Raw genomic sequence first — 17,854 nt, 5'->3', positions numbered from 1 at the left:
ATCAAACCTCGATACTTGCGACCATGCGCAAGGCTTGCGCTGCTTCTGCGCCTTTCTTCACGAAATGATCATGATAGAAATCGTGATGCACCGCATGCTCGTGGAAATGATGCGGGGTCAGCGATACGGAATAGGTGGGAATGCCTGTGTCCAACTGTGCTTGCATCAGACCATCAACCACAGCAGCGGCCACAAAATCATGGCGGTAAATGCCACCATCCACAACCAATGCGGCGCAGACAATCGCATCAACCTTACCAGACGCACCCAGTTTCTTTGCCAAGAGCGGCATTTCAAACGCGCCGGGCACATCATAGGTCATCAGGTTATACGCCTGACCTGATGCTTTCATATCCGCTTCAAAGCCAACCAAGGCTTGGTTGACAATGTCGCTGTGCCAATTTGCTTTGATAAAAGCGATATTCAGTGTTTTCGTCATTTGGGTCATCCTTTCTAAAGACCAAGGTGCCCAAGGCGATCGTGAACGCGCGTCCGCACCTGCACAAGGGACACGCCCCCGCGCAACCGCGAAACACGGCTCATTCTCTTTCATCCGGACTATAACCGTCGGCTTTGGAATTTCACCAAATCTGCTGACCCTTGGTCGTGCGACCAAGGCGCTCGCGGGCTGTCACCGCCGGTGGGGAATTTCACCCCGCCCCGAGAATGTCAGTAGAAGTAATCAACCAAAGGCTGCAGTGCAAGACGCGAATGCGCCGCATCGCTGCGTGCTTGCGTCTCAGGCGTCAATCTTCGGCCTGTGCATCGGCACGGCTTTTGCCAGAGACATCCAGCGCCAAAACCGAGGCCATCAGCCCATCAATTTCGCCATCCAAAACACCTTGGGTGTCAGAGGTCTCAAACCCTGTGCGCAGGTCTTTAACCATTTGATAGGGCTGCAAAACATAAGAGCGGATTTGATTGCCCCAACCCGCCTCACCTTTGGCTTCATGAGCTGCGTTGATCTCGGCATTGCGGCGATCAAGTTCCATCTGATAGAGGCGCGATTTCAGCGCCTTCATGGCGATATCGCGGTTTTGGTGCTGCGATTTTTCCGAACTCGTGACCACGATCCCCGTGGGAATATGGGTGATACGCACGGCTGAGTCGGTGGTGTTGACGTGCTGCCCCCCCGCCCCTGAAGAGCGATAGGTGTCGATGCGTATCTCATTTGGGGCCACTTCGATTTCGATATTATCATCAACCACAGGATAGACCCAAACCGAAGAAAAGGACGTATGCCGCCGCGCCGAACTGTCATAAGGCGAGATGCGCACCAAACGATGCACGCCCGATTCCGATTTCAACCAGCCATAGGCATTATGGCCACAGATTTTGTAAACGGCGGATTTGATCCCCGCTTCTTCCCCGTAAGAGACAGATTGAAGGTCAACCTCATATCCCTGTTTTTCAGCCCAACGCACATACATGCGTGCCAACATGGAGGCCCAATCACAGCTTTCCGTGCCGCCTGCGCCCGCATTGATCTCAAGGAAGCTGTCATTGGCGTCCGCCTCGCCGTTCAATAGGGCCTCAAGCTCTTTTGCGGCGGCGGTCTCTACCAAGGCAGACAGGGCGGCTTCCGCCTCTGTCACAATGGCGCTGTCACCTTCTTCCTCGCCCAATTCGATGAGGCCAATATTATCATCCAGTCCCGATTTGATCGCATCATAAGTGCCGATTTTATCAAGCAGCACCTGACGATCGCGCATCAGCTTTTGCGCTTTTTCGGGATCGTTCCACAGGTCTGGATCCTCAACACGGGCGTTGAACTCCTCCAAGCGGTGCTTGGCGGTGGTCAAATCCATTCGCTGCCCGAGCAACTCAAGCGAACGGCGAATTTTGTCGATATTGGATTGGGTTTCGGCCCGCATCGGATACCTGCTCCAATTGCATCAAGAAATCATCTGGTCGCGGTGATCTAGACCAGCGGCGGCGTGGCTGCAATCCCCGATGGGGTTTAATAGAGCCCGCCTGAGCTGATCGTGCCAAAGCCTGTATCGGTGGGAACCCGCACTGTTTCGCCTGACGAGGTGCGCACATCTGCGCCCTCTTCCTGCAATGCGCCATCAACCTCACCCGGCCCAAAGACGGGCAAATCCGAGGCCATCGCAAACCCACCATCCACAATGGCCGAACGCGCACCAACAGGGGGCACTTCTGCGGCGCGGAAATATTCATAAACCACGTTTTCACCGCTTTCCCCATCGGCCAGACGTTCGCCAGAGAAGCGATCAATTGGCACAAACACACCACCCTCAGGCACGCGGAACGGGCCGCCGCCATATTCAGCCACGGCCTCTTGCATAAATTCTTGGAACACGGGCGCACAAGTGCCACCGCCCGAGGCGCGGCCAAGCGACCGCGGTTGGTCATAGCCGATATAGCACCCCGCCACGATATTGGAGGTAAAGCCAATAAACCAAACATCGCGGGCGTCATTGGTTGTGCCCGTCTTCCCCGCGGCAGGCACAGGCAGGTTCACCGCGCGCGCCGCCGTTCCGCGCGCAACAACCCCCTCAAGCATCGAGGTGAGTTGAAAGGCGGTAATTGGATCCATAACACGGGCGCGGTTGGATACGATCCGCGGCCCCAAGCCTGCGGGCAATGTGTCGCGCAAACAATCTTCGCAAATACGCTGATCATGGCGATACACAGTTTGGCCAAACCGATCTTGGACACGGTCAACAAGGGTAGGCTCCACCCGCTCACCGCCATTGGCAAACATCGCATAGGCCGCGACCATTTTGTAAAGCGTGCTTTCTTGCGCCCCCAGGGAATTGGCCAAAAATGGTTGCATCTCATCATAAACGCCAAAGCGTTCAGCATAGCGCGCAACGGTCTCCATCCCCACATCTTGGGCCAAGCGGATGGTCATCAAGTTACGCGACTGTTCAATCCCTGTGCGAATGGGCGCAGGGCCATAAAACCGATCCGAGGCATTGGTTGGACGCCAAAGACCCTCGGGCGTTTCCACCTGAATGGGCGCATCGATCACAATGGTGTTGGGGCTATAGCCACTGTCCAACGCCGCCGCATACACAAATGGCTTAAAGCTTGAGCCGGGCTGCCGCGTGGCTTGGGTGGCGCGGTTAAACACCGAATACTGATAGGAAAAGCCGCCTTGCATCGCCAAAACGCGGCCCGTGTTCACATCCATCGCCATGAAGGCCCCTTGCACCTCGGGGATTTGGCGCAAGGAATAATGCCCTGCCCCTGTGTCATCCTCAACAGGCAGAACATGGATCACATCCCCGCGCGCAAGCAGGTCATCGGCAGAATTGGCCGCGCTGCCTGTTGTGCCATCTTCACGCAAAGGACGCGCCCAAGTGACATCATCGGCCAAGATGCGGCCCGTTTCGCCATCCTCAAAGGCAATCAGCGCATCACCGCCCTCGAACCCCGTCACAGCAGCCACACGCCACTGATCCACATCGCGCGGGATTTCCGCAGCGGAGAGCGCCTCGGCCAAACTGGCCGCATCATCAAGGGCTGCCACATCCAGTTGCGCCAAGGCCCCCCGCCAAACTCCGCGCCCGCGATCATAGGTTTCAAGCGCGCTGCGCAACGCGCGCTGCGCCACGATTTGAAGATTTTCATCCATCGTTGCGCGCACGGCATACCCGCCTGTGAAAAATTCTTCTTCGCCAAACTGGGTCGACAATTGGCGGCGAATTTCATCCGTAAAATAGCCCCTTGGCGGCAGGCTAGAGCGGAAAGGCGCAATATCCCCCCGCTGCACCGTCTCCAGCTCTGAGGCTTGGCTCTCTTCCATCACCTCGCGGGTGATATAGCCGTTCTCGAACATCTCGCGCAGCACGTAATTGCGCCGCTCAACCGCATCATCGTAATCACGCACAGGATGCAGACGCGCAGGCCGTTGCGGCAGAGCGGCCAAATAGGCAGCTTGCGCAGGGGTCAAATCGGACAGCGCCATGTTGAAATAGGTCTGCGCAGCGGCGGCAACACCATAGGAATTTTGACCAAGGAAAATTTCGTTGAGATACAGCTCAAGGATACGTTCCTTGCTCATGGATCGCTCAATGCGTGCGGCCAAAATGATTTCCTGCACCTTGCGCTCAATCGTGCGGCTGCCATCGAGAAGGAAATTCTTCATCACCTGCTGCGTGATGGTGGAGGCGCCGCGCACATCCTGCCCGCGCGAACGCACCGCATCCACGAGGGCCGATGCAATCGCGCGCGGGTCGTAGCCTGCATGCTGATAAAAATTGCGATCCTCGGCACTGATAAAGGCATGAGCCACCAGATCAGGGATTTCTTCGGCTGGCACGAAAACACGGCGCTCTTGCGCAAATTCATCGATGATACGGCCTTCGCGCGAATAGATACGGCTGATTGTGGCAGGGGTATATTGCGACAGCGTTTCGTAATTGGGCAAATCGCGCGCAAAAACCCAAATCACGCCGCCAACAATAATGGCACCAAACACAACCGCCATGATCGCCGAGGCAAAGAGCCCGCCGAAAATACCCATCACAAAACGGATGATCTGGCCCATGCGTGTCACTTCCCCAAAAAGCCTTACCCCAAGCGCGTGTCCGCTTATAGGGCGCAGCCGCGCGCGCGTCAAAAGCTTAAACCTTCACTTCATGGTGAGATCACACAAGATTATCGCCGCATCAGGCTGCGGCGCAGATTGTCTTCGGCCAACCATGCCTCGATGGCCCGCGCAATCCCGCCTTGCGCCCGCGCCCGCCAAACAGGGTCAAGGATATTTTCCAAATCCCCACCTTCGGACATAAATCCGATTTCCAAAAGAACAGAGGGGTAATCAGGCGCGCGCAGCACTGTAAAATTTGCCTCAAGACGCGGGCGGCTGTGCAATTCAACCCCTGCCCCCTCAAGGCCCGTAACCAAGGCATCGGCCAAGGCATCACTGCGCGGATCAGTTTCAAGACGCGCCAAATCCATGAGCAAATCTGCGACAACATCATCGGATTGGCCCAAATCCACGCCCGCCAATAGATCGGCGCGGTCATGCTGCGCAGCAAGCGCCGCTGAGGCCGCATCAGAGCCTGTCTCGGATAAGGTATAAACTGTCGCCCCAGACGCCATGCCATCGCCTGCGGCCAAGGCATCGGCATGAATTGAAATGAAAAGATCAGCCCCCGCCATGCGCGCGCGCGACATCCGATAAGGCAGGGGAATAAATTCGTCCCGCTCGCGCGTCATGAACACATCCACCAGTCCACCACGCAACAGCATCTCGCGCAACTCTAACGCGAAGAGCAAAACCAAATCCGCTTCGCTATAGCCATCGCGCTCTGCGCCCGGATCAATCCCGCCATGGCCCGGATCAAGGGCAATCAAGGGCCGTGTACGCAGTGGCGGCGCGGGTTCAGCAATCACCGCTTGAGGTGGCTCATCTGGGTTTGCTGGGGTGAGATGGGTTGCAAATTCTTGCGCCGTTGCGGGGCGCAGCCGCAAGGTGAGACGCACCGCGTCAGGATGCCCTGTATCCATCACCGCGCGCTCAATCACCATGGGCGCGGTCAAATTCAGGCTCAACCGCCCCCAACCTGCACGCGGTGCGGGGCCAAGCGTGACCGCCTGTGCGCGATCCGCTCTATCAAACCCATTGGGCAGATTTTGCGCCTCTACCCCCGCCAAATCGACAATCAGCCGCATCGGATTGTCGCGCAGACGCAGCCCATAGGCTGTGGCACGATTAAGGCGAAGCTGCACCTCAATCCCTTGGCCTCGATCCGTGACATAGCTTTCGCCTAGATCAAGGCGCACAGGTGTTTCGGCCCAAACCATGGGGCCAATCCACAAAAACAGCATCGCAAAAATACTGCGAAACACGACCTGCGGCATGGGGTTATCTTTCTGCTCTTATCCGCGTCAGAAAGATACAAAATTTAGATTGAGATTTACAATCTATTTTGCATGCGCAGCCATAAAGGCCGTGATACGTGCAACCCCTTCTTCGATATCGGCCGTGCTGCGGGCATAGGAGAACCGCAAAGCGCGCGTGCCCTCTTCGGGATCAAAATCAAGGCCTGGGGTGACGGCAACCCCTGCCTCCTCCAACATTGCGCGCGCCATATCCTGCGCAGGCCAATCAAAGGCGCTGATATCGGCATAGACATAGAATGCACCATCTGCAGGCGCGAGGCGCTCAAATCCCGCCGCGCGTAGCCCTTGCAACAAGATCATGCGGTTTTTGGCATAGATCGCGCGGTTCTCATCCAGTTCCGCACGCCCTTCAGGCGACAAGGCCCCTAAGGCTGCGATTTGTGCCGCATGTGGCGCGCAAATAAACATATTTTGCGCCAAACGCTCGACCACGCGCAGGTGGTCTTCGGGCACGACCATCCAGCCCAATCGCCATCCTGTCATCGAGAAATATTTGGAAAAGGAGTTGATGATATAGGCCTGATCGGTCGCCTCAAGCGCGCTGACGGCGCGCGCCTCGTAATGCAGCCCGTGATAGATTTCATCACTGATCAAGGCCACATCCCGCGCGGCGCAGGCAGCTGCCAGTTCCGCAAGTGCGGGCTTTTGGATCATCGTGCCTGTCGGGTTTGCAGGGCTTGCCAAGATCAGACCTGCGAGATCTTCGGTGATCTGGTCAGGGCGCGGCTGAAACCCACTGCTGGCATCGGTGCGCAATCCCGCAACGTCCAAACTAATTGCCTTAAGGATTTGCCGATAAGACGGATAACAGGGAAGCCCCATACCAACCTTTTGGCCCGCATCAAAAAGCGCGGAAAATGCCAATAAAAACCCGCCCGATGCCCCTGCGGTGATCACCACGCGCGCAGGATCAAGGTCGATATCATACCATTCGCCATAAAGGGCTGCGATCCCCGCGCGCAGATCAGGACGCCCGAGCGCCACAGTATAGCCTAGCGTGTCTTCTTCCATTGCGCGCGCGAGCCTCTCGCGCGCGGCGCGTGGCGCGCCTGTGCCGGGTTGGCCGACCTCCATATGGATGATGTGGCGCCCCTCCTCCTCAAGACGGCGGGCGGCCTCCATGACGTCCATCACAATAAAGGGATCAACCTGACCACGGCTTGAATAACGCATTGCTTCCTCACTAGACTGGATGCATCGGTTTGAAACAGCCCTGCCCGAAAAGGTCAATCACAGATGCGATCCTTTCTTTTTGCCGTGATCTTGGGCTTGTGCCTTGGCCTTGCGCCCAAAGGGGCCTTGGCGCAATCCATGATCCGCGATGCCGAGATTGAGGCAGGTTTACGCAACCTGCTGATGCCCATTCTCGAGGCGGCAGGATTGGGGCAATCTATCCGCGTGATTTTGCTCAATGATCCGCAGATGAACGCCTTTGTGCGCGATGCACGCACGATTTTTATCACTTCGGGGCTGATGATGGCCTTGGACGAGCCTGCCGAATTGCAGGCCGTTTTGGCCCATGAGGCCGCGCATATTGCCAACGGGCATTTGGCCCGCCGCCCCGAGAATGCCGACACGATGAGCGGTGCATCGCGGTTGGGTTTGGTGGCAGGTCTGCTGGCCGCAGGCGTCACGGGCGATGCGGGTGCAGGCGCGGGCGTTGCGGCAGGTATGGCCTCAAGCGCGCAACGCGTCTTTTTCTCACATACCCGCGCCGAAGAGGCGAGCGCGGATGCCGCCGCCCTTAGATATCTCGAGCGCGCAGGCATTGACCCCGCCGCAATGGCGCGCGTCCTAGATCGCTTTGCAGGGCAAGAGTTACTCTCAACCGACCGCCAAGACCCCTATGTGCGCACCCACCCGCTGACCCGTGATCGTCTGCGATTGGTCGCAAATTTTGACGGCGGCACAGCCCCACCCCCTGACAGCGAGGCGCAATATTGGTTTGATCGCAGCAAGGGGAAATTAGCAGCCTTTCTGAACCCACCCTCTTGGACATTTGCGCAGGTGGGAAATGACCCCTCAGAGATCGCAACAATGCGCCGCGCTGTGGCCTATCACCGCAATTCCGAAGGCGATGCTGCCTTGCGTGAGTTAGAGCGGTTGATCCTAAACCACCCCACAGATCCCTATTACCAAGAGCTATATGCACAGGTTCTATTTGAGAACCGCCGGTATGACGCGGCGATTGTGGCCTATGAACGGGCCATCCAGATGTCCCCTGATGCAGGTCTGATTTTAGCGGGATATGGTCGTGCCCTTCTTGCCCCCGACAGCCCCGCGCGCAATGCCGAGGCCTTGGCGGTGCTAGAGGCCGCCTTTGCCCGCGAACGGCGCAACGCGCGGCTTATGCGGGATTTGGCTATGGCCTATGCGCGCGATGGCCAAGATGGTATGGCCGCATGGGCCACCGCAGAACGCGCGGCCTTGGAGGGGGATTTTGAAACCGCCGCCCTTCATGCCCGCCGCGCCACAGGCCTCTTGCCCCAAGGATCAAGCGGGTGGCTTCGGGCGCAAGATGTGTTACGTCTGGCTGAAACGAAAAACGACTGACAGGATGCGCGATGACCCCTTCCCCGAAAAGCCTGATCTTGGCGCTTGGCCTAACACTTGGCGCCCTCAATCCCGCTGCAGCATTTGACATCGATGCCATGAGCGAGACAGAACGCGCAGCGTTTCGCGCGGAAATCCGCGCCTATCTGCTGGATAATCCCGAAATTCTGATGGAGGCCTTCGACATTCTAGACGAGCGTCAAGCCGCGGCAGAGGCGCAGGCTGAATCCCAAATTATCGCGGCCAATTCTGACGCGATTTTCGCCTCCCCCTATGATTATGTTGGCGGCAACCCCGAGGGTGATGTGACCCTAGTCGAGTTTCTTGATTACCGCTGTGGCTATTGCAAACGTGCCTTCCCCGATCTCGAAGCCATGCTTGAGGCAGATGGGAACATCCGCTTTATCGTCAAAGAGTTTCCGATTTTGGGCGATGCCTCACTCTTGGCCTCACGCTATGCGATTGCGGCCAAAATCGCGTTGGGGGATGAGGCCTATCGCGCGCTTCATGATGCGATGATGGTGATGCGGGCCGAGGTCAGCGAAGGGTCATTGCAGGCCACCGCCGAAGGGCTAGGTCTTGATCACGCGGCCATCGTGGCCGAAATCAACAACCCGCAAATCGATGCAACAATCAGCCTCAATTACGAATTGGCCCGTGCGCTGAATATTTCAGGCACGCCCACCTTTGTGCTGGAAACAGGGCTCTTGCGCGGGGCCTTGCCGCGCGACCAGATTGAGGCGGCTATCGCAACTGAGCGCAGCGCAAACTGAACAAACGCTTAGCGTGAAAATGAATAACGGGCAGGGTTTCCCCTGCCCGTTTTTTTATCTTGATCTGGTCGGTTAGCCGCGTGACCACCACCCGCGCTTCTTTGGCCCCTCAGGCGCAGGTTCTGCGGCCTGAGGCGCAGACACCGCCTCGACATCCACATCTGGCGCAGATGGCTCCTCTGCCACAGGTTCGGCCTTTTTCGCAGGGGTTTTACGGCTGCGCGTGGCCCGCTTGGGCTTTGGCGCCTCTTCCATAGGCTCTGGGGCCTGTTCGGCCTCAGCCACCGGCACCGTTACCGCAGCGGCCTCTTCAGCGGCTTTCTCGGCCTTGGTTTTGCGACCACGGCGCTTTGGTTTTGGGGCCTCCTCCGCCGCCGCCTCCGCCGCTGCCTCTGCAGGTGCTTCTGTGGCAGGATCAGATGGTTCTGGCGCGGCTACCGTCTCGGCCGATGCGTCAGATTTGGTTGACTTGCGACTGCGGCGGCGCTTTGGCTTTTCCTCAACCTCGGGCGTGGCGTCTGCCTCCGCTGCGGGCGAGGCATCAGCCTCAGACGCGCCTGCACCCTGTGCTGCAGCCTCTGGGGCTTCAGGGCCCGCTTCGGTTGTGCGGGCCTCGTCCCCCTCGCCCCGATTGCGGCGGCGGCCACGGCCACCACGGCGGCGGCGGCGGCGTTTCTTGCCCTCGCCCTCTTCGCCTTGTGCCTCGGGGCGGTCTGCCTCAGGCGCCTCGGTGATATCAATCTCATCCGCAGCCTCGGCTTCAGCGGCTTCGATTTCCTCCATCAGCCCTGCATCCATCGAAACAACGGGGCTTGCAGGGGCAATACGGCGGGTGGCTGTTTTGAATTTTTCAATCCGATAATCGGGCGTGATCATCGCAGGATCGGCCTCGACACGGATCGAAACCCCATAGCGCGCCTCGAGATCCGCGAGATATTCGCGCTTTTGGTTCATGATGAAATTCACGATACCCACGGGCGCAGTCAACAACAACTCGCGCGAGCGGCGGCGCGTGCTTTCCTCCTCCAACTGGCGCAGGATCGATAGGCCCTGACTGTCATCAGAACGCACAAGCCCCGTGCCGTGGCAGTGGTGACAGGGCTGTGTCGTGGCCTCCAACATCCCAGGGCGCAGACGTTGGCGCGACATTTCCAACAGGCCAAAGCCCGAGATACGCCCAACCTGAATGCGCGCGCGGTCGGTTTTGAGGCGATCTTTCAGCCGCTTTTCCACGGCCAGATTGTTGCGCCGATCATCCATGTCGATGAAGTCGATCACAATCAGACCCGCCAAATCGCGCAGGCGCACTTGACGCGCCACCTCTTCGGCAGCCTCAAGATTGGTCTTAAGCGCGGTTTCCTCAATCGAGCCTTCCTTGGTCGCGCGCCCCGAGTTCACATCAACCGCAACCAAGGCCTCGGTGATGCCGATGACGATATAGCCGCCCGATTTGAGCTGCACGACAGGGTTGAACATATCGGCCAAGTAACCCTCGACCTGATAGCGCGCGAAAAGCGGCAGACTGTCCGCATAATGTTTCACGTTTTTGGCATGGGACGGCATGATCATTTTCATGAAGTCCTTGGCTTGGCGATAGCCCGCCTCGCCTTCAACCAGCACCTCGTCAATATCGCGATTATAGAGATCGCGGATCGAGCGGTGGATCAGGTTGCCTTCCTCGTAAATTGGTGCAGGCGCAATCGAACGCAGGGTCAATTCGCGCACCTGTTCCCATTGGCGCTGCAAATATTCGTAATCGCGCTTGATCTCGGCCTTGGTGCGTTGGCTGCCCGCGGTGCGGATGATCAGACCCGCGCCCTGCGGCACCTCCATCGATTGCGCGATTTCCTTTAGCTTTTTGCGATCCGAAATATTGGTAATCTTGCGGCTGATCCCGCCACCGCGCGCGGTATTGGGCATCAAAACACAATAGCGTCCTGCAAGGCTGAGATAGGTGGTCAGGGCAGCACCTTTATTGCCGCGCTCCTCTTTGACGACCTGCACCAGAATAATCTGGCGCACTTTGATCACTTCTTGGATTTTATATTTGCGCGCGCGCGGTTTGCGCACAGGACGAATATCTTCGTGATCATCATCATCGGCGATGGTTTCAGCCTCGGCGGGGGCGGTGGCTTCTTCCTCAGATGCGCCATCTTCGATATCGGCCTCAACCTCAATATCGGCATCGCTCTCAGGGGCGGCCGTGTCCGTCAGGGGCGCATCAACCGCCTCATCTGCCTCGACCTCAGAGTCAGATTCAGCATCCGCGTCCAGATCAATCACATCCATGCCCGAGGGCGTGCTGACCTCGCCTGTGGCAATCGCATCCCCTGCGGCGGCCTCTGCACGGGTGTCCGAGGATTTGCGGCGGCGCGAGCGGCGGCGTTTGGGGGCGGATTTCTCCTCCTCATCGGCTTCGGCCTCGGCGGCCAATTCCCGCTCCTCGGCCAAAAGCGCCTCACGATCCGCTTTGGGGATTTGGTAATAATCGGGGTGAATTTCGGAAAAGGCCAAGAAACCATGACGATTGCCGCCATAATCGACAAAGGCCGCCTGCAACGAGGGTTCGACCCGCGTCACCTTTGCCAAATAGATATTTCCTGCCAGTTGCCGCTTATTCAGCGACTCGAAATCGAATTCCTCGACCTTGTTTCCATCTGCCACAACAACGCGGGTTTCCTCCGCGTGGGTGGCATCGATAAGCATTTTCTTTGCCATGGGTTCCTTGCACATCCCCGCGCTGCGCGCACCCCAGAGGGTCGCGTGAGAGGGGGATATTGTCCTGAAAGGGCGATGACGCAGGCAGCAGGATGGGCGGGCGCGGCATGGGCCGCCCCGTCACTCACTTGGCTGATCTGCACGCGTTTCATCGCGATTTATCTCCGAAGCTGCGCGTGCACTCGCCCGCGCCTCTCCCATTATGTCCCGCTTGCGCGGGGGGTTAGATGGGCCTGAGGGCAGCACAAGGGCGGCGGTCAGGCTTTGGCATCCTGCCCTCTCTCCCGCGCGGGTTTTCGGACGCGCTTCAAGAAGGGGGCAGATAAACTTTGCAGATGTCCAGCTGGCTCAAACCGCCAGATCATCCCAATCACCATAGAGGCAGAGCGGGGAAGAGGGCAATGGGTTTTTTTTGGGGGGGGTAACCCTACCGCAGTCAAGACAACTGAACGCTGACACACGCAAACCACAGTCGCAGCCTATATATTGTAAATTTATATATATAAATTTATTCTGTCGAAGCAACTGCACCTCGAGTGCCCCAATCAGAGGGTTATGAAATTGGCAAGATCAAAAAAAGTTCTAGAATATCGCCGCGCCCGCTTTCTCGATGCTGGACAAAACTTGGAGCACCTCGTTCGGCAAGCGTGGGGTCAATTCCAAACTCAGGCCGAAAGGACAATTACTTTCAGCGACAACCGATCTAGCTGTGGGCTTCGCTCGTGCGAGTGCAATGGTAACGGTTTTGCAATCCACTGTGGCAAATACACCGATGGACAGGGAGTTGGAACAATTCCGACTACACCTGCACCCGAAGTTGTAGTGGGCGAGAGAGCGCCTGAGCCTGGAGAGAACTTCCTGAATTCAGACCTAATGGCGTTGATCCGTGGCAATCACGTGATCAGTATGAATTGCGGACGCAATGCTGGCTCACTGCGCATCTATTTACAGCAGTTGTTCCGAAAAGCCGGTTTTTCAGACGCGGCACGGCAATTTGAGCTTGTGCGAATTGGAAGCCCGGACAAGCTCGCGATCATTCATGCTATCGGGGTAATGGGTATCGATCTTCAATTTGACATTTCAGAGGTCACCGCAAGCGAGGTGATTGACGGCGCGAGAAGTGACAGTATGTGGAGGACATTCAAACGCAGTTTTGGTGATGCTTTCAAGGCTGTAACCGCGCGCGATGAATCTGTGGAACAATTGCGTAGCGCGGAACGTGTTACCGTCACCGTATCCATCAAGGTGCCCACAGGCGATCTGGACGTTGCGAAAAATGGCCTTAACGAGTTTTCCGAGGAGGTGGTTGAGGATGAGGAGGCGGATTCCTTTGTGATCCATCTTCGAGACAGGAGTACCATTAGACCGCACGAGGTTTCAGTCCGAAAAGAGGTTAGCATCGAAGCGGCTGCAAATACCGTGAGTGTTTTTCAGACGTGGGATGAGATGGAAACATATATGGCAGAATTGCTGACAAACGGGCAGTTGGAGGCGTAATGCCGAATTGGCTGAAGCAGACAGACTGGTGGAGGGTGGCGCAACTTGCTGCTGCCATAGGACTGTCGTGCTTCATTGGCTATCGCTTCCAGCCGATGGTCGCGGATAACTCAGATGCGGTTAACACCGTTGTCACCATATTTTCCATTCTTGCGGGTTTCCTGATTGCGGTCATCACGTTCATTGCCGAACCAACGTTACAGCAGGCTCGAACATGGGACGATTTACAGCGGATGAAAGAGACTGTTCGGCGCAAGTTGATTCGTCAGCAGCTGTTGTTCTTTTTCTACCTTCTGACGCTTGGCGTGGCTTTAGCAATGTTCCTTACACCACCAGAAATGCTGAATGTTCTCAAGTGGCTTCAAATAGTGTTCTTGGGGCTCGCCACTTTTGTTTTTCTCGCCTCGTTTTCGCTCCCTGGGTCATTGATGAAGATTCAAATGGAGCGTTATGAAGCCGCCCTTGAAGATTCAAGGCCAAAGGTTGTGAGTGATGCCAAAAAGGCGGCCAAGCAGGCTAAACAGCGGTCGGATCAATCCTGACACCCCCCTCACAAATAATCCGACCTACTCAGCCCATATTTCGCCATTTTCTCGTTCAGGGTGCGTCTTGGTAGGCTAAGTTCTTCCATCACGGCGGCGATGGAGCCGCGGTGGCGGCGCATGGTGTTGTCGATCAGCATCCGCTCGAACGCCTCGACATATTCTTTGAGGGGTTTGCCCTCGCCCATATCCTGCGGCACCACCTCGGTCGTGTCATTCATCAATAGCGCCGTGATCGAGGCCGCGCCACGGCGGGCTTGCAGCGTGGCGCGCTCGGCCAAGTTCAGCAATTGACGCAGGTTTCCAGGCCATGGGGCCTGCAACATCTGCGCGGCCTCTTGGGCATTGGGGTGGATCGGGTCGGTGCCGTATTCTTCGGCATAGTTTTCCGCGAATTGCGCGAACAGCGTCAGCACATCCTCGCCCCGCTGCCGCAAGGGGGGCAGCGCGATGCGCATCGCAGCCAAGCGGAAAAACAGATCGGGCCTGAGCGCCGCCTCGCACCCCGCGGCCCCTTCAGCCCCGTTACAAATAGCAATGATGCGCAGATCGCGGCCCGCGCTTTGCGCCTCGTCCAAGGCCGAGAGCAGCCGCGCCTGCAGCGCATCGCTGAGGGTTTCGACATCCTCAAGCACCAATGTGCCGCCGCGCGCGGCCTCTAGGGCGGGGCGGGCCAGATCGTTTTCTTCTGCGCCAAAGATCAGGCTGCGCAACTGCGCCTCGTCCTGCGCGCCACAGGTGACGGTGACAAAGGGTTTGCCCGCACGGGGGCCGACCGCGTGCAGGGCATGGGCAACAAGGGTTTTGCCCGTGCCCGTCTCGCCCGTGATCAGGACATGACCATCGGCTTGGCCAAGGTCGAGAATATCCTCGCGCAGACGCTCCATCGCGGGGCTTGTGCCCACCAAGCGGCGCATGATCCCTGTGCCATCGCTGAGTTCCCGCCTGAGCGAGCGATTATCAAGGGTCAAACGCCGCGCTTGGATCGCGCGTTTGGCAAGGCTGCTCATCTTTTCGGGATCGAAGGGTTTTTCGAGAAAATCAAAAGCGCCGATGCGCATCGCCTCGACCGCCATTGGCACATCGCCATGGCCCGTTATCATGATCACAGGCAGGCTGTGATCGATAGAATTCAGCCGTTTGAGAAAGGCCATCCCATCCATGCCGGGCATACGAATGTCACTGATCACAATGCCCGCGAAATCGGATGTGATCTCTTTGAGCGCCTCTTCCGCGCTGCCATAGGTTTCGGTTTCAAACCCAGAAAGGGCCAACCATTGGCTGATGGATTGGCGCATATCCTGCTCGTCATCGACAATCACAACTTTCATTCCAACCCGATCCTTTCGCCGCCTATTCTGCGGCACCCTTTATCTGATGACGCGGCAGCCTGATTTCAAATACCGCGCCGCCTGTGTCGCTGTTGCGTGCGCGCAAACGGCCCCCAAAATCAGTGACAATGCCCGAAGAAATCGCAAGGCCAAGCCCCACCCCTTCACCGGGCTTCTTGGTGGTGTAAAACGGCTCGAAGAGTTGATCTAAATCTTCGATCCCTGCCCCGTTGTCACGCACCGAGAGAACCGCCTCATCCCCTTCGGCCAACAGGATTTCAATGCGCCGCGTCTCTTGGCCTTTCATCGCATCAAGGGCGTTGCGCAACAGATTGATGATCACCTGTTCCAGCCGCACGATATCGCCCAAGATCATCACAGGCTGGTTGGGGATGATTTGTGCGATTTCCACCTTCATCTGCCGCATTTGCGGCTCCATCATGGTCATCGCGCCTGTGATCGCATCGCGCAGATCAACAGGGGTAAAACTGTCGCCGCCTTTGCGGGCATAGGATTTGAGCTGCCGCGTGATCGCCCCCATACGCTCAATCAGATCGTCAATGCGCTGAAAGGAGGACATCGCCTCATCAGGGCGGCGGCGCTGCAACAGCAATTTCGCCCCTGCCAGATAGGTTTTCATGGCCGCAAGCGGTTGGTTCAACTCATGGCTGACAGCAGCGGACATTTCCCCCAAGGCGGCCAATTTCTGGCTCTGTGCAAGCGACAATTCGGCCTGCTCCAAATCGCGCTGCGCTTTTTCGCGCTCGGCAATCTCGCGGCTGAGGCGATCATTGAGGCGGCGCAATTCCGCACTTTCGCGTTGAAACACGGCCGTTTGCAACCGCGCGCGGCGCGACAACAGGTAAAACGCGCCCGCAAGCACAAGGGCAAAGCCCATTGTCAAAAGGGCCAATACCCCGTTCACCCGCTCACGCACCGAGGCATAGGCGGTGTAGGACACGATTTCCCACCCGCGAAAGGGCATATCTTGGGCAAGGCGCAGCGTGTCATCGCCAAACACATACCCCTCCTCGCCAAAGGCCCAATCTCCCGCATTCTCAATGGCACGGCGAATGGCCGATGGGGCATCTTGGCGGGCCAAGGCATCCGCCTCAATCAAGCCACGCCAACGGGGTTCAGTTGCCAAAATGATCTCGCCTGACCCTTGGGTGATGAACACAGCCTCGGATGCCCCGCGCCATTGTTCGACCACACGGGCCAAGTTCACCTCAACCATGATCACGCCTAAAAGCTGATTGTTATCAGTGATATGGCGCGAAAAGGTAAAGTCATACCGCCCAGTGGCAGGTTCGTTTGAGGTAAAGACCGTATCTGCGCTGCGCACCGCTTGCACAAAAAAAGGCTCGCTTGCGCGCAATTCCCCAAGCCGCGCGCGGTCGGTCGCAGCAACAACACGGCCCGAGCGGTTCAGCAAAACAAAAGAGGCCGCCCCGATTTCATCCAAATAAGAAATCAGGCGTTGTGAGGTGGCCGTAAATTCCCCCTCGCGCAGCGCAGTGATGAGGACAGGGTCGCGCGATAACAACAGCGGCACAACAGAGCTGCGCTGTAGCTCTGACATGATCGTGCCAGAATAGAGCGCCAATCGAATTTCTGCGCGGTTGCGGGTGCTTTCGGTCAGGCGCTCGGTCAAAAACAGGTTGGCCGCCCAGATCGTCACGATAAAGCCCACCAAGAACAGCGCCAAGAACAGGCGTAAAACCCAAACGCCACTTAGGCGTGGTAAGGCACGCAAGCGGCGGGGTTCAAGAGTGGGGCGTGTGTTTAGGCTCATGGCGCAAACCTACGCGCGCCCTGCAGGCCAGACAAGAAGATTAGATCACGCTTGCGCGATGTCTTGCCGATGGCAGAGCCGCGCTAGGCCGCAACCAAGGCCTGTGCCAAACCAGCAAAAACGCCCGCACCATCCGTGCCGCCATGCAATGGCTCGCAGGCGCGCTCGGGATGCGGCATCATCCCCAAAACGCGGCGGTTTTCTGATAGGATGCCTGCAATATCCTCGACCGCGCCATTGGGGTTTTCGACATAGCGAAATGCCACCCGCCCCTCGCCGTTCAAGCGCGCAAGCGTCTCTGCATCGGCTTGATAATTTCCCTCATGATGCGCGATTGGCACCTCGATCACAGCGCCCTGTTCATAGGCGGTGGTAAAGGCGCTTTGCGTGTTTTCCACGCGCAACCCAACCGTTTTGCAAATATAGCGGGTCGACATATTTTGCAGCAGCGCACCGGGCAGCAATTTGGTCTCCGTCAAGATTTGGAACCCGTTGCAAACCCCAAACACATACCCGCCCCGATCCGCATGGGATTTTAACGCGCCTGAAATGGGCGATTGCGCAGCAATCGCGCCGCAACGCAAATAATCGCCATAAGAAAACCCGCCCGGAACACCGACCAAATCCACCCCTTCAGGCAGTTTGGTGTCCTTGTGCCAGACCATATCCACGGAAAAGCCCGCCTGTTCAAAGGCGCGCTTCAGATCGCGGTCACAATTCGATCCGGGAAACACAAGAACGGCGGCTTTCATCTTGGGGGGTTCC

General features: G+C 57.6%; 13 protein-coding genes and 1 riboswitch. Of the genes, 4 read left to right on the top strand and 9 right to left on the bottom strand.

Translation table 11 applies throughout. The annotated features are described in order from the left end of the window. Position 1: 1 nt before the first annotated feature. The 5 genes from AAC620_RS01410 to AAC620_RS01390 all read right to left on the bottom strand — a co-directional run bounded on the left by AAC620_RS01410 (position 2) and on the right by AAC620_RS01390 (position 7,053). Positions 2–439 carry a 6,7-dimethyl-8-ribityllumazine synthase gene (locus tag AAC620_RS01410; RefSeq protein ID WP_317655021.1) on the bottom strand — a complete coding sequence of 146 codons (438 nt, stop codon included), beginning with the start codon at positions 437–439 and terminating at the stop codon, positions 2–4. 98 nt (positions 440–537) lie between these two features. Continuing rightward, a riboswitch (FMN riboswitch) is annotated at positions 538–672 on the bottom strand. A 74-nt stretch (positions 673–746) separates the two neighbouring features. Beyond that, positions 747–1,874 carry a peptide chain release factor 2 gene (gene prfB / locus AAC620_RS01405; protein WP_340242491.1) on the bottom strand — a complete coding sequence of 376 codons (1,128 nt, stop codon included), beginning with the start codon at positions 1,872–1,874 and terminating at the stop codon, positions 747–749. 86 nt (positions 1,875–1,960) lie between these two features. After that, positions 1,961–4,510, bottom strand: a complete 2,550-nt coding sequence (locus tag AAC620_RS01400) for a penicillin-binding protein 1A (protein ID WP_340243570.1) — start codon at positions 4,508–4,510, stop codon at positions 1,961–1,963. Positions 4,511–4,629: 119 nt separating this feature from the next. Then, positions 4,630–5,838 (bottom strand): N-acetylmuramoyl-L-alanine amidase family protein, encoded by a 1,209-nt coding sequence (locus tag AAC620_RS01395; RefSeq protein ID WP_340242490.1) that lies wholly within the window; start codon positions 5,836–5,838, stop codon positions 4,630–4,632. Positions 5,839–5,901: 63 nt separating this feature from the next. Then, on the bottom strand, positions 5,902–7,053 hold the full coding sequence (locus AAC620_RS01390) for an aminotransferase class I/II-fold pyridoxal phosphate-dependent enzyme (protein WP_340242489.1): 1,152 nt from the start codon (positions 7,051–7,053) through the stop codon (positions 5,902–5,904). A 63-nt stretch (positions 7,054–7,116) separates the two neighbouring features. Here AAC620_RS01390 and AAC620_RS01385 point away from each other — a divergent pair, with 63 nt between their 5' ends. Both AAC620_RS01385 and AAC620_RS01380 read left to right on the top strand, forming a co-directional pair. Continuing rightward, positions 7,117–8,433, top strand: coding sequence for a M48 family metalloprotease (locus AAC620_RS01385; RefSeq protein WP_340242488.1), 1,317 nt, complete (start codon positions 7,117–7,119; stop codon positions 8,431–8,433). An 11-nt stretch (positions 8,434–8,444) separates the two neighbouring features. Beyond that, complete coding sequence (locus AAC620_RS01380) at positions 8,445–9,206, top strand: DsbA family protein (protein WP_340242487.1); 762 nt, start codon at positions 8,445–8,447, stop codon at positions 9,204–9,206. Positions 9,207–9,278: 72 nt separating this feature from the next. Here AAC620_RS01380 and AAC620_RS01375 read toward each other — a convergent pair whose 3' ends face one another. Next, complete coding sequence (locus tag AAC620_RS01375) at positions 9,279–11,924, bottom strand: Rne/Rng family ribonuclease (protein ID WP_340242486.1); 2,646 nt, start codon at positions 11,922–11,924, stop codon at positions 9,279–9,281. Between the two features lie 873 nt (positions 11,925–12,797). Here AAC620_RS01375 and AAC620_RS01370 point away from each other — a divergent pair. Then, positions 12,798–13,421 carry a hypothetical protein gene (locus tag AAC620_RS01370; RefSeq protein ID WP_340242485.1) on the top strand — a complete coding sequence of 208 codons (624 nt, stop codon included), beginning with the start codon at positions 12,798–12,800 and terminating at the stop codon, positions 13,419–13,421. Continuing rightward, positions 13,421–13,963 carry a hypothetical protein gene (locus tag AAC620_RS01365; RefSeq protein ID WP_340242484.1) on the top strand — a complete coding sequence of 181 codons (543 nt, stop codon included), beginning with the start codon at positions 13,421–13,423 and terminating at the stop codon, positions 13,961–13,963. Before AAC620_RS01370 ends, AAC620_RS01365 begins: the two co-directional genes overlap by 1 nt. Before the next feature lie 8 nt (positions 13,964–13,971). Here AAC620_RS01365 and AAC620_RS01360 read toward each other — a convergent pair whose 3' ends face one another. From AAC620_RS01360 to purQ, 3 genes are all read right to left on the bottom strand, one after another. Next, complete coding sequence (locus tag AAC620_RS01360; protein ID WP_340242483.1) at positions 13,972–15,294, bottom strand: sigma-54-dependent transcriptional regulator; 1,323 nt, start codon at positions 15,292–15,294, stop codon at positions 13,972–13,974. A 22-nt stretch (positions 15,295–15,316) separates the two neighbouring features. Next, a complete protein-coding gene (locus AAC620_RS01355; protein ID WP_340242482.1) occupies positions 15,317–17,089 on the bottom strand; it encodes an ATP-binding protein in 1,773 nt (590 codons plus the stop codon). Positions 17,090–17,172: 83 nt separating this feature from the next. Further along, positions 17,173–17,841 carry a phosphoribosylformylglycinamidine synthase subunit PurQ gene (gene purQ / locus AAC620_RS01350; RefSeq protein ID WP_340242481.1) on the bottom strand — a complete coding sequence of 223 codons (669 nt, stop codon included), beginning with the start codon at positions 17,839–17,841 and terminating at the stop codon, positions 17,173–17,175. Positions 17,842–17,854 lie beyond the last annotated feature (13 nt).

This window comes from Roseobacter sp. HKCCA2468, from assembly GCF_037805105.1.
GTDB lineage: Bacteria > Pseudomonadota > Alphaproteobacteria > Rhodobacterales > Rhodobacteraceae > M30B80.
The sequence above is the reverse complement of the archived record's forward strand: the minus strand, read 5'-3'. Positions and strand labels throughout refer to the sequence as shown.